At 62.1% G+C, this 13,196-nt stretch carries 10 protein-coding genes; 4 read left to right on the forward strand and 6 right to left on the reverse strand.

What is annotated here, in order from left to right; genetic code table 11:
- Position 1 precedes the first annotated feature (1 nt).
- A complete protein-coding gene (locus tag BLR57_RS18235) occupies positions 2 to 688 on the forward strand; it encodes a DUF8127 domain-containing protein (protein ID WP_089700051.1) in 687 nt (228 codons plus the stop codon).
- Here BLR57_RS18235 and BLR57_RS18240 read toward each other — a convergent pair.
- Together BLR57_RS18240 and BLR57_RS18245 are read right to left on the reverse strand one after the other, a co-directional pair.
- A complete protein-coding gene (locus BLR57_RS18240; protein ID WP_089700053.1) occupies positions 685 to 2,130 on the reverse strand; it encodes a small ribosomal subunit Rsm22 family protein in 1,446 nt (481 codons plus the stop codon). The two genes, BLR57_RS18235 and BLR57_RS18240, sit on opposite strands and share 4 nt — an antisense overlap.
- Complete coding sequence (locus BLR57_RS18245) at positions 2,127 to 2,924, reverse strand: prephenate dehydrogenase/arogenate dehydrogenase family protein (RefSeq protein ID WP_089700055.1); 798 nt, start codon at positions 2,922 to 2,924, stop codon at positions 2,127 to 2,129. The genes BLR57_RS18240 and BLR57_RS18245 overlap by 4 nt, the downstream gene beginning before the upstream one ends.
- A 183-nt stretch (positions 2,925 to 3,107) precedes the next feature.
- Between BLR57_RS18245 and BLR57_RS18250 the strand changes: the two genes are divergently transcribed.
- Positions 3,108 to 3,953, forward strand: a complete 846-nt coding sequence (locus BLR57_RS18250) for an SDR family oxidoreductase (RefSeq protein WP_089700058.1) — start codon at positions 3,108 to 3,110, stop codon at positions 3,951 to 3,953.
- On the opposite strand, the gene BLR57_RS18255 is transcribed toward BLR57_RS18250, so the two are convergent.
- Both BLR57_RS18255 and BLR57_RS18260 read right to left on the reverse strand, forming a co-directional pair.
- Positions 3,954 to 4,589: an HAD family hydrolase gene (locus BLR57_RS18255; protein WP_089700060.1), complete on the reverse strand. Its 636-nt coding sequence runs from the start codon at positions 4,587 to 4,589 to the stop codon at positions 3,954 to 3,956.
- 66 nt (positions 4,590 to 4,655) lie between these two features.
- Positions 4,656 to 5,831 carry a M24 family metallopeptidase gene (locus tag BLR57_RS18260; RefSeq protein WP_089700062.1) on the reverse strand — a complete coding sequence of 392 codons (1,176 nt, stop codon included), beginning with the start codon at positions 5,829 to 5,831 and terminating at the stop codon, positions 4,656 to 4,658.
- A 156-nt stretch (positions 5,832 to 5,987) separates the two neighbouring features.
- On the opposite strand from BLR57_RS18260, the gene aroA reads away from it, so the two are divergent.
- A complete protein-coding gene (aroA, locus tag BLR57_RS18265; RefSeq protein ID WP_089700064.1) occupies positions 5,988 to 7,286 on the forward strand; it encodes a 3-phosphoshikimate 1-carboxyvinyltransferase in 1,299 nt (432 codons plus the stop codon).
- 131 nt (positions 7,287 to 7,417) lie between these two features.
- Complete coding sequence (gene aroC / locus BLR57_RS18270; protein WP_089700066.1) at positions 7,418 to 8,575, forward strand: chorismate synthase; 1,158 nt, start codon at positions 7,418 to 7,420, stop codon at positions 8,573 to 8,575.
- A 4-nt stretch (positions 8,576 to 8,579) separates the two neighbouring features.
- On the opposite strand, the gene BLR57_RS18275 is transcribed toward aroC, so the two are convergent.
- Both BLR57_RS18275 and BLR57_RS18280 read right to left on the reverse strand, forming a co-directional pair.
- On the reverse strand, positions 8,580 to 9,527 hold the full coding sequence (locus BLR57_RS18275; RefSeq protein WP_170830708.1) for a hypothetical protein: 948 nt from the start codon (positions 9,525 to 9,527) through the stop codon (positions 8,580 to 8,582).
- A 5-nt stretch (positions 9,528 to 9,532) separates the two neighbouring features.
- On the reverse strand, positions 9,533 to 12,880 hold the full coding sequence (locus BLR57_RS18280) for a PKD domain-containing protein (RefSeq protein ID WP_089700070.1): 3,348 nt from the start codon (positions 12,878 to 12,880) through the stop codon (positions 9,533 to 9,535).
- Between the last annotated feature and the right edge of the window lie 316 nt (positions 12,881 to 13,196).

The following is a 13,196-nucleotide window of genomic DNA, read 5'->3' on the forward strand; positions in this document are numbered from 1 at the left end:
TATGGTCTCGCTCTCCCCGCGTCGCCGTGGGACACTCACCGTCCTCGTCGGCTTCGCCCTCCTGCTCAACCCGTTCGTCGTCGGCCACTTCGACATCGGCGACCCGGACCGATACGAGTACGAGGCGAGTGAAGTATCTTTCACGGAGTACGGCACGTCGGATATTCCCCGCGGCGTTGACGTTGTCGACCCGCAGATCGCCTGTCTCGACGGCTATCCACCCTCTCGCTCGTGTGTTCTCGAACGGGCGATTCACGCGAACGGTGGTCTCTGGTACGACGGTCCACCGGCGCATTTCCTCCGGAGTGACTACGAGTACGTCTTCACCGAAACTGAGGGCTTCCACGAACTGGTCGCGAGAGAGGGCGCAGACAACCAGATAAAATACGACAGCCGGCCGGTACCGACGGACGAAGCACTCGACCGGGTCGCGACGGAGTACGAACACGCTCCTCGGAAAGCCCAGTTCACCATCGACAGCGGAAGTTACGCCGCACGAGACCCGATTGACGGCGCGAACGAACTCGTCGAGAAGAACGGCAGCTACTACGTCGTACACGAGACGAGGGTGCGAAGAAACGCCGATGAGCGGAGTCAAATCGTCGTTCTCGGCCAGTGGGTGTTCGGCATCGCTGGCGCAGGACTCGTCATGAAAGGCCAGCGAGCGAGAGTCGAAGCCGAGGCTTAGGCCGCGACGATGTCGACGACCGTCTCGGCGTCGACGACGAGGTTGTACGCGCCCTCGTCGTCGTTCCACAGGGCGAGGACGTTCTCGAAGCCCAGGATGGCTCCGTAAGGTGCGTGTTCCAGTTCCTCGTTGAGCACCGACTCCCGCGTGAGGACGGCGTAGTGTTCGACCTGCTCGCTGCCGTCGCCGACTTTGAACAGTTTGTTCTTGCCCTCGGAGAGGTTGTGGCTCAGTTTGACGGCCAAGAGATTGATTCGCTCCGTGACGTGTTCTTCCATGTCGGCCATGCGGGCGTGCTGGGACCCGCTGGCGCGGATGTCGAACCGTCGTTTCTTGTCTTTCCGCAGAATCGAATGGGAGAACTGCACGTCGACGTTGACGAACGTCCCCGACTCCTCCTCGTCGCTGTCGTTGCCCTCGTCCAGCCGGTGCTGGAACCCGGGGACGTCGAGGTCGTCGCGGACGTCGAACGACCAGCCGCGGTCGGCAGGTTCGTAGCCGTCCCAGAGCCGGAGCGTCGGCGAGTAGACCGTCAGCCCCGAACCGGGACCGGTGACGGCGCGTTCGACCTCCCGCAGGCCGGTCGAGGTGTTCAAGTCGGCGGGTTCGATAGCGACGAGCGAACCGTCGTCGGCGACGACGTCGAGATATTTCTGGACTACACTCTCGGGGTCGTCCAGTTCCGAGAGGACGTTGGCGAAGAGGACGATGTCGAACGCGTCGTCGGACTCGTCGTCCTCCTCGCCGCCACTCAGCTCGTCGAGATTCAGGTCTTCGGCCGTCTCGCGGTGGACCGTCGTGTGGAAGTTTCTGGGAGTCTCCTCCAGCATATGCTCCAGTACGTCGGCGTTGGCGCTCGGCTCGACGGCGTGGTAGTCGACGAGCGCGTCGTCGCCCACGTAGTCCGAGAGACCGAGTGCCGGGCCGCCTGCGCCCGCGCCGACGTCGAGCACGCGGAGCTTCCGGGGGAGCAGCCCCTTCTTCGCGAGCTCGTCGAGCACGTAGCCGACGACGGCGTAGTTGTCCGGCAGATGGTAGAGCGCGTAGCCCACCGCTGCCGTGTCGTCGTATGCGACGGGGTTCTGGTGGTAGTAGTCGGTCTTGAGCCGCCGGACGGACTCGCGGAGGGTGTCGCCCGAGTCGCCCATGTGCCAGTTCGCGCCGTACTCGCGGACAAGCAGGTCTTCCAGCGCGAAGCTGTACTCCTGGGGGAACGCCTCGGGATGCCACCGCTGGACGGCGATGGGTTCCTCGTCGACGGGGACGAACGTGCCGTCGTCCTGTTCGACGAGTCCGAGGTCGAACGCCTCCTCGCGCAGCGTCTGCTTGACGACCGCTGGGTGGGGGCTGCCTTCGACGTACTCCGCGATCTCCTCGGGGTCGATGGGGCGGACCTGCCGGAGATACTTCGCGTTGTCGCGGACGGCCTCGCGGTCGATCATCGGTCGGCCTCCTCGGCGGCTGACTCGTCGCTCGCAGGCGACTCGGCCGTCTCGTCGGAGCCGCCGAAGCGCGCGGCGAGTTCGCGGTACAGCTCTTCGAAGGTCTCGTCGTCGGCCGCGGCGATACGGTCGGCCGCGGCGGCCACGTCGTCGGCCCCGCCAAAGGTCGACTGTATTTCGCTGTAGACGCCCGGCGAGCCGTCGGTGACGGTGGCGACGAGGTCCTCCAGCCCCGCGGAGACGGGCGTTGCGAACTCCTCGCGCACGTCGCCTGCGGCGAGCGCGTAGGCGAGGACAGCGGTGTGGGCACCGGCTTGGACTGTCTCCATCGCCTCGTCGTGTTCGTCGACCGTGGTCTCGAAGACGTGGTTGCCTGCGGCGGCCATGTCTTCGCGGACGGCGTCGGTGACGGGTCCGCTCTCGTCGACGACGAGCGCGACGTTACCGGGCGCGTTCCGCGGCGCGAACAGCGGGTGGAAGCTGACGCGTTCGAGGTCGGGCGCGTGGTCGGCCATCGCCGAGATGGGGCCGGCCATCGCGCCGGTGATGTCGAAGACGGCCTCCTGAGCCAGTGGTGCGTAGGTTTCGATAGCGTCGGTAGCGGCGGACATGGGGACCGCGAGGCAGACAGCGTCGAACCGCTCGTCCGTGTCGAGGGCGACGACTCGCCCGTCGACTGCCTCGGCCGCCGTTTCCGCCGCGTCGACGTCGCGGTCCGCGAAGGCGACGTCGGCGTCGACGGTCTCGGCGACCCAGCGGCCCATCGCGCCCGCACCGACGATGAGCAGGTTCATTGCGCGAAGGTTGCCCGTCGCGTTTCAAAAGGAGTTCGGTGCGGGCGGGCAGCAGTAACTGACTATTGACGGCCGCCGCCATCTGCAACGCCAACGAATCTCCTTCACGAACGTTCAGTAAACTCCCGGCGCGTGGTCGCGCGTGCACGAACGGTCAAGTAACCTCCCGCAGAACGCGTGACCATGAGTGACACACCGCTCGACGGACAGGTCGCCTTCATCACCGGTACCAGCCGAGGCATCGGCAAGGCCCTCGCGCTCCGACTGGCCGACGCTGGCGCGAAGGTCGTCTCCACCGGCAAGAGCGTCGAACCGCACGACAAACTGCCGGGCACCATCGTCGAGACGACAGAGGAAATTCGCGAGCGCGGCGGCGAGTCCATCTACCGCGAACTCGACGTGCGCGACGCCGACGTCGTCCAGTCCGTCATCGACGACGTCGTCGACGAGTGGGGGCAGTTGGACATCGTCATCAACAACGCCGGAGCCATCCACCTCGCGCCGTTCGAGCAGACGCCCCCGAAGCGGTTCGACCTCCTCATGGACGTCAACGCCCGCGGCGCGTACGTGACGACGCAGGCCGCCCTCCCCTACCTGAAGGAGAGCGACCACGCGCACGTCCTGATGATGTCGCCGCCGATGAAGATGGACGCCGCGCCCGGCAAGGCGGCTTACGCGCTCTCGAAACTCGGGATGACGTTCTTCGCGAACTCCCTCTCGGAGGAACTCGCGAGCGACGACATCGGTGTCAACAGCCTGTGGCCCGTCGCCGCCATCGAGACGGAAGCGACCCGACATTTCGACCTCGGGCAGCCCGAGGACTGGCGCACGCCCGAAATCGTCTGCGACGCGACGATGGAGATTCTGACCCGCGACCCGACGGAGTGTACGGGCAACCAGTTCTACGACGAGGACCTGCTCATGGAGGCTGGCGTCGAAGACTTCTCGAAATATGCCGTCGTCGAGGGGACCGACCCCGGACCGACGTCGGCGTGGCTGTTCGACCCCGAGTACGAGCGGCCGGAGTAACTAGCGAACTGACGAGAATTCGTCGCCCTCGAGGACGTCCAGAAGGTCGCCGAAGTTCGAAATCCGAACGTCGGGCTCTCGGTACGGCGGCTCGTCGTCGTCGTTTTCGAGCCAAACCGAGGTCATGCCGAACGTCTCGCCCATCAGGAGGTCCTCGTTGTACTCGTCGCTGACGAAGGCGACCGGCTCGTCACCCTCGGGAAGGCACTCGACGTAGCCTTTCGGGTGGGGCTTCGACCGTCGAAGGTCCGAGGAGACGACGAGGTCGTCGAAGCAGTCGAGGACCCCGTGCTCCGAGAGGACTGTCTCGATCCACGGGCGCGCCATGTTGCCGAAGATGACGAGCGTGTGGTCGGTCGCGAGTTCGCGGATGACGTCGACGTGTTCCGCGGGGAACTCGGGAGCGAGCCACGTCTGTTCGAGATAGTCACGACACGCGTCGTGGGACGCGCCCGTGAGCGTCGAGAGAAGTTCGAGGTACTCGGCGGTACTCTGGATGAAGCCATCACGAAAGGCGAAGTACGCGAGCCAGCCGGGATAGGGGTCGCGCTCGGGGTCGACACCTAGAACGTCTGCCTGTTTGCGTTCGTCACCGTGTTCGACGATGACGCCGCCGTAATCGAGGACGAGATGCATGGGGCTTTGTCGAACTTGCCAGTCAGGTATCACTCTGTCGAATAATGAGTCGCCAGTAAACCGGACCTATTCGACGACCAGTTCGACGTCGTAGTCGGTCAGGTTCTCGTAGCCGTCCTCGGTCACGACGACGATGTCCTCGATTCGGACGCCGCCGACCTCGGGGTCGTAGAGGCCGGGTTCGATGGTGATGATCTGACCCGCCTCCAGCTCGTCACCGTTCGTGCTGACGTGCGGGAGTTCGTGCACGTCGAGGCCGACGCCGTGGCCCGTGCTGTGGATGAAGCCTGTCTCCGTCGTCGGGTCGTCGCGGAGCGTCGGCAGGCCCGCCTCCTGGTAGACGTCGCAGGCGGCGTCGTGGACCGCCTCACCCGTCGCGCCCGGTTCGATTGCGTCGAGTGCGGCGTCCAGTGCCTCGTGGGTCAGGTCGTACCACTCGCGAACCGTCTCCGACGGCTCGCCCTTGCAGAACGTCCGGGTCATGTCGGCGTGGTACTTCGAGGCCTTGTTACGCGGGAATATGTCGATGATGATGGACTCGTTCGCCTCCAGTGGGCCGCTGCCGCGGTTGTGCGGGTCGGCGGCGTCCGCGCCGCAGGCGACGATGGTCTCGTCGAGCGCGCAGCCTTCGCGGAGGAGTGTGACCTCGATTTCCTCTTTGACACGCTCGCTGGTCAGGGGTTTACCCTCGTAGTGGAGGACGCCGTCCTCGACGTCGGCGGCGGCGATGAGGTTCTCGGCGGCAGCGAGTGAGTTCTCGTTCGCCTTCTGCGCCTCGCGCACCGCCTCGATCTCCGCTTCTTGCTTCACGGAACGAATTTGGGTGACGACGTCCCGCGACTCGGCCTCGACGAGGATGTCGAGTTCGCGGAGCGCGTCGGCGGAGCCGAGCGGGAAGCGGCGCGGCGTGACGACGGAGTCGACGTCGTACTCCGCGAGGAACTCGGCGTTGACGCGAGCACCCGCCTCGAACCGGCCGTACTCCTGTCTCTTCTCTTGCGCATCGAACTCGGCGGTGCGACGGACCTCGTCGGCACGGGCTTCCTTCTTCGCACGGCCGTACTCCAGCCCCGAGACGAGGAGGTAGGTCCCGTCGGGCGTGTAGAGCGTGAGGAACGGGTCGGGCGCGTCGAAGCCCGAGAGGTAGCGCTGCGTCGAGTCGTCGCTAGCGGCGTCGACGAGATAGCCGTCGGCACCGGCCTCGTCGAGATAGTCGTCGAGCGGGGAGAAGTCGGGTTCCATGCTGTGAACAGCCACACTGGACCGATAAATCGGTTGCTGTCCCTCGGCCTCCTCGTTCGTCATCCGGCACCATCACGACTGCCCGGCGATACGACGACGCGACGGCAAAGTCACCGCCTCCGGTACGCTGATACGGGCCGACACAGACACGCCGGTATGGACATCGAAGTCTCGCAGTCGCGCGTCCGTGGCCGTGCGCGCGCTCCGCCCTCGAAGAGCTACACACACCGAGCCATCCTCGCCGCGGGCTACAGCGGCGGCGCGCTCGTCTACGACCCGCTCGTCAGTGCCGACACGAAGGCGACGATGCGCTCCGTCGACGCCTTCGGCGGCGACGTCGACCGCGAAGCAGGTGAAAATCACCTCGATGTGACCGGCTTCGACGGCCGCCCCGACGTCCCCGCGGACGTCATCGACTGCGCCAACAGCGGGACGACGATGCGACTCGTCACCGCCTGTGCCGCCCTCGCCGACGGCATTTCGATACTCACTGGCGACTCCTCGCTCCGCTCGCGGCCGCAGGGACCGCTCCTCGACGCCATCGACAGCCTCGGCGGCCGTGCCGAGAGCACCCGCGGCAACGGGCAGGCACCACTCGCGGTCAAGGGTCCGATCTCGGGCGGAACGGTCTCGATTCCCGGAGACGTCTCCTCGCAGTACATCACGGCACTGTTGATGGCCGGTGCCGTGACCGAGGAAGGAATCGACGTCGACCTCGAAACGGAACTCAAGTCCGCGCCGTACGTCGACATCACGCTCGAAGTCCTCGACGCGTTCGGCGTCGACGCCGAGAAGACGGAACAGGGCTTCTCGGTCCCTGGTGGCCAGTCTTACGACCCCGCAGACGGCGAGTACCACGTCCCCGGCGACTTCTCCTCGATGAGCTATCTGCTCGCGGCCGGTGCCGTCGCTGCCGCCGATGACGACGAAGTCGTCGTCGCGGGCGCACAGCCGAGCGCGCAGGGCGACAGTGCCATCGTCGACGTCCTCGAACGGATGGGCGCAGACATCGACTGGGACGAGGACAACGGCTACATCACGGTTCGCCACTCGGACCTCTCGGGCGTCGAGGTCGACGTCGGCGACACCCCCGACCTGCTGCCGACCATCGCCACGCTCGGTGCTATCGCCGACGGCGACACCCGCATCGTCAACTGCGAACACGTCCGGTACAAGGAGACCGACCGCGTTAGCGCGATGGCCGATGAGTTGACCAAGATGGGTGCGACAGTGACCGAAGAACAGGACGTCCTGACGGTTCACGGCGACGAGTCGGCCCTCGAAGGTGCTGCCGTCGACGGCCGCGCGGACCACCGGATCGTCATGTCGCTCGCTGTCGCCGGTCTCGTCGCCGATGGGACGACCACGATTGCTGGCGGCGAACACGTCGACGTCTCGTTCCCGGACTTCTTCGACGTACTCTCCGACCTCGGCGCGGACGTGCGTCGTCAGTAGGGAGCGCGGCAAGACCCCTCTCGTCGGAACGCGGTCCCTCTCATCGACAGAACGCGGCCCTTCTCGTCGGCACCGGCTCGTGCTTGCGTCTTCTGCAAACGCTAAATGCGAGGAACCCACATCCTCGGGTAATGAACGGAAACCGCTTCGGCCGACTCTTCCAGGTCACCACCTACGGGGAGAGCCACGGCGAGGCCATGGGCGTGACAGTCAGCGGCTGTCCGGCCGGTCTCGAACTCAGTGAAGAGGACATCCAGGGCGATCTCGACCGTCGCAAGCCCGGCCAGTCGATGATCACGACGAGCCGCGGCGAACCGGACGAAGTCACCATCAACTCCGGCGTCCAAGACGGCTACACGACGGGGACGCCGATCGGGATGGTCATCCAGAACAAGGACGCCCGCTCCGGTAAGTACGAACCCTACGTCACCGCACCGCGACCGAGCCACGGCGACTTCACCTACTCCGCGAAGTTCGGTACGCGCAACTGGGGCGGCGGCGGCCGCTCCTCCGCCCGCGAGACGGTGAACTGGGTCGCTGCAGGCGCGATTGCGAAGAAGATTCTCGCCACGCAGGATATCGAGGTCAAAGCGCACGTCAACCAGATCGGCGACATCGAAGCACCGGAGGTCACGTGGGAGGAGATTCTGGAACACAGCGAAGAAAACGAAGTCCGCTGTGCCCATCCCGAGACGGCCGAGGAGATGCGCGACCGCATCGACGAATACCAGAAGGAGGGCGACTCCATCGGCGGCAGCATCTACTTCGAGGCACGCGGCGTCCCGCGTGGTCTCGGTGCACCGCGCTTCGACTCCTTCTCCGCCCGTCTCGGACAGGCGATGATGTCCGTTCCGGCGGCGACGTCCTTCGAGTTCGGTCTCGGCAAGGAGGCCCGCCAGTGGACCGGCAAGGACCGCAACGAGGACTGGGAGTTCGACGAGAACGGCGACCCCACGCCCGTCGGCAACAAACACGGCGGGATTCAGGGCGGCATCACGACCGGCCAGCCCATCTACGGCGAGGTGACGCTCCACGCGCCGACGTCGATTCCGAAGAAGCAGACGACGGTCGACTGGGAGACTGGAGAGGAGAAAGAGATTCAGGTCGTCGGCCGCCACGACCCCGTGCTACCGCCGCGGGGCGTCCCGGTCGTCGAGTCGATGCTCCAGCTGACGATTCTCGACTATATGCTGCTTGCAGGGCGAATCAACCCGGACCGTCTGGATGGACAGGTCGGGGAGTACCAGACCGATTACCACCCGCGTAGTCCGGACAATATGAAAGAGTGACGGCTTAGGTCAGGAGCCGCTTCAGCCCCCCCAGACCGACAAGGGCGACACCCGCGCCAGCGTAGAGGAGTTGGGTCTCGCTCAGGTCGGGGACGAGACCGTTTCTGTCGGCACCGGTCTCGATCGACTCGTTTTGATAGACGTAGTGGTCGTCGCGCCAGGGTGCCTTGACTGGCTCGTACGACTCGTTCCACGTAGTGGTGTTTGTGCCCGCACGGCCGACGAACTCGACCTGGTCGATACCACCCTCACGCTCTGAGATATTTCCGGCATAGAGACGGGCTTCTCCTGCGACTTTGGTCCCTCGGTCTTCGAGTAATTCAACCGTTATGGTGCGATTCTCACCAGGAGCGACTGACGCGCCATACAGGCTTCCGTCTGTCCCCTCAGTATAGACCATCAATTTCGTGCTATACATCTGTATGCTCGGGTTCGAGAGGGTGACCTTGGCGACGGTAGAAGGTTCGCCGTCGATCGTTCCGTTGGTGACTTTGACGTCTTCGATGTGGGTGTGGGGTATTTCGGTGCCGTTAGTGTAGTTGATGTCACGGGTGAAGTTGTACTTAGTGAGATTTCCATAGGTCGTGACCGTGACTGTATGGTTCTTATCTCGAATATCTAAGTTCGGGGTTAAATTAAAACTCCAGTTATGTACATCCCCCGGGCTAGTGTCGAATTGTACATTTTGAATCTCAGTTCCGTCTGATCGGATAGTGAACCCTGTTTCTCTCTTCCAATCCCCCTTGTTCTTAGCAGATATCGTGACTTGGTCACATCCCTCAAATTCAACCGTGAAATGTACCTGCGTTGTGTCCTGGATTGTCCTGACAGGTTTCTCTACCTCACATCCACTCCCCATTCTTTCAGATGGACTTGCAGCTATTGAACTCCCAGCAGATGTCGCTATTAGGCACAAGATCAATACGCCTACAGAGAGTGACTTCAGAGACATAACCACTATTGACACTCCCATCGCCGCATTGGGTTCTCGTCTGCACACCGTGTGGTCGACCTGTACGAGCGTCGAATCTCTGCTTCGCTCAACAGACCGCTCTCACGGTGGACTATCTCGAAGTCCTCACCCCCCGTGATTGTGAACTCTCCCGTCTCCGGGTTGAGCTGGCGGTTCATTTTGAATCCACTCACCGTCGCACGAGTCTCGATCACGTTATCCTCGTCACGGTAGGAGTCGGAAATTACTTTCGCTGTTCCGAGACTCTTAGTTAATGTCCACTCTTTGGAAACAGACTGAGATCCAAGCCGATAATCGGACTGTCTCGACCGCTGGTATGCCTTCAGCTCGTCGTTGACAGTCGTTGTTGGCCGCCATTCGTACTGTGCGGGTGCGACCTGTACTTGGCGACTTGCCTCGTAGACTATGTAGTCTTCTTGATGTGTCTCTTCAAATCGGTACTGGTACTGTGTCGTGTACTCGGCGGGAGAGATTTTGATTAGCCTGCTCTCACCGGTGCGGTCGTGACTGTAACCGTGTGAGAAGAACGCCCAGTAGGTTTCACGCTCTGTTACCGTGTAGGTGTAACGCTCCGTGGTCTGGACTTCATACTCTTCTTCATCTGTGACGGTATACGTCTCATCATACGTGTAACACCGGAACCCGAAGCAGCGTTCGACAGTTCGAGTCCGAGTCTCCTGAACCGTTCGTGTTCGCGTCTCCCAGACGGTTCTCGTTCCCGTTCTCGTCTCTTCGTCCGTGTACTCGTATTTGTACTGACGCTTGTAGTCGGCAGGTTCGATCTGCTTACGACGCGTGTTCCCGGTGAAATCTCCGTCTCCGGTGCGGCTGTCCCGCCATTCCGTCTCTGTCGACGTCCACGTTCTCGTCTCTCGACGAGTTCCTGCCTTCTCCCACTCAGATCGATCCTTGAGGAACATTTCACGATATCCCCGCTGTCGGAAGGACTGTGTTTCCGTCTCGTACTGAGCCTCGTGTACTTTGACGCGTTCCTCAAGTACGAACTCTCTGTCAGTGACGCGGCTGTCAGTTACGTTGTAGCCCTTGGTCAGGAGTCGAAGTTTTTCATCAGGGCTGTCGACAGTTCGCTGTATCTGCTTTTCGGCCCTAATCAGGTACTTTATTTCGTTGATGCCGGTTATCTTGTAGACTGGTGGCGCGTTCTGCGTAACCGTCACTGAGGGGAGTGGGTGTGTGACGCTGATTCGTTCTGGATTGTTCTGATTGTAGATCTCCACGGCCCCATCCTTCGCTATCAACTCGGATGCAGGGACTTCGATGATTCCGTGCCACTGGCGCTGGTTTGCTGCTGTCTTTCCAGTGGGCTTCCGGGTTGTTTTGTGCCAGTCCTTCACTTCGCCGTCTACGTCGACTGGCTTCGCTCGAATCTGTGTTTCGTACCTGTTTTTACTAAATTTGTAATTGTTTGTCGAGACGGCGAATGTCACCGTCTCGTTTGCGGTGTAAGGGCCGTCATCAACTGGTTCAATCGTTGCGTTCGGTGGAACGAAGAACTGATGATAGGAGTGATTTTGAGTCGCTCTTGCCCCGCTTCCGTCTTCTACCACCAGCGTTGCAGATCGGAGCGAACGGAGTTCTCCTGTCGAATTTCCGGGTCCAATCGGATCGGCTCCTTCTCCCCAAAAGTATTTCAAATCGGTACCGTCAGGGTCGAATGAACGGCTGGCATCCAGTATTAGTCCCCAATTGTCGGCGGACTGTGTCGTACCATCAGTTTCCGCAGTGAGCCTGACTTCTGGTGGGCTTGGTTCTACAACCAAGTTCTCAGTAACCGGTGTGTTCAGACTAGTGTACTTTGTCCGACTTTCGAGCTCATATGTGCCGGGTTTCTCCGCCGACCAATACGAAACAACTGTTAGTGTTCCATCCTCTGCATATCGATTCTTATCAAATTGACCACGATCTACTTGTATGGTTCTCTCCTTCTTTTGAGGCGTCTGTACTACCGATACATTCTCCGGATCAGCCCCGTTCAATTCGATCTTTACCACGTGCTTCGCCGCGTACCGCTCCGGGTCGATCCGTTCGTGGTACGAATCCACCGGAAGGTTCACGAATCCGGATTCGACGATTTCAGGCTCTCCGACGGGTGTCACTTCCTTCGAGACGGTCGTCGTCTGTCCGCGTCGGTCAGTTGCAGTAATCCGGATCGTCAAGGGATCGTCGAACGACTGAACCGATTTGGTGAACTGGATCCGCTTCGTCTGCCGTGGCCACTCCCCTCGTCTTCCAGTAATCTCCGGTCGGCGAACCAGCGTCTCGCCGTCGACTTCAACGCGGACGGACTGAAGGTTGTCGTAGCCGTCGGTCCCGACAGCTTCGCCGGAGAGCACGCTGGACGCAGTCAGGTCTCCGACCGATACTGTCGGTTTGGGGTCGGCAACGACGGTCGTCGAACCGTCGGAGAACCGAGCGACGTCGCTGGAGCCGTCGGTGTAGGTGACGACGGCGTAGACGCGGTGGTCGCCGGGCTGCCACCGGATTTCCTGTCGACCACCGCTCCCGATTCGGCCATGTTCGGTGTACCACTGTACTGACCGGACGACTCCCGATGGAGCACCAGCGAGGTCGTACGTCGCACGGAGTGGTTCGCCGCCAGTGACGAGGTCTGGGCCGTCAAGTGTCGGCGACTGTTGGCTCGCAACGGACGGCTGCGGCTGGTCCGGTGGACTCTGTCTCGGCCGGGAACTGTGTCGTGTCGTCGCCGTGTCTGTCAGCCCGTCGGTGTCGACGAGTTTCACGGAAATCGTGTGTGCTCCCGTCGCACCGAACGTCTGATTGAGCGAGTCTGTCGTCGTCTCCGACGAGAGCGAGCGGTTGGCAACAGTCGTTCCATCGACGGTCCAGACGATCCGTTCCAGTGGGGCCGCCCCACGGTCGAGCGTCGCCGTAAACGTCTCCGTCGTGCCGACGAGCGAAGTGTCGGGACCGTCGACGGTCGCTTGCGGTGCCTGTCCGCGTTCGACGGTCACGTAGAGGGTATCGGTCCGTTCGGCACCGTCGTCGTCGGTGACGGTGAGTGTTACTTCGTACTGACCTCGCGTGTTTGCTTCGAAGGTCGTCCGTGGCGAGGATTCGTCGGACAGTGGTACGCTTCGTCCGGTCGGCGAGGTGACAGACCACTCGTAGTCGACGATGCGGCCGTCAGGGTCACGAGACCCCGTCGCATCGAGGAAGACCGTCGAGCCGCGAGTGACAGTCTGGTCAAGTCCCGCTTCCGGAAGCGGTGCTTCGTTCGTCGCACCGACCACACCGGCGGGAACCAGTGTGGTGACGAGGAGGAACGCGACGATGACTGGTGATAGTTTCATTCGTCTTAGGACGGGTTTAATTTCGTTGCCGGGTTTATATCTTCGGGTTCAGAAAGAAATCAACACCCCACGAAGTGTAACACTTCAGCATGAGGCCCTCTCACGGCAAACCTGATCTCTGTGTCACTGATTCGGCTTCGAACGCCCGAAACAGCCCCGCCGACAGTGACCGGAGAGGGTGAACGTCCGCATTTCGGATCTGACAAGAACGCCCGGAGAAGAGCCGAGAAGCCTAGATTCTTCATTATCGTTCCTTGCTAATCCATAGCAAAGTCTAAGGCCTGACCGTCGCAACATCCCGCTACTAGTGGTCCGT

The organism is Halogranum gelatinilyticum (genome assembly GCF_900103715.1).
GTDB lineage: Archaea > Halobacteriota > Halobacteria > Halobacteriales > Haloferacaceae > Halogranum > Halogranum gelatinilyticum.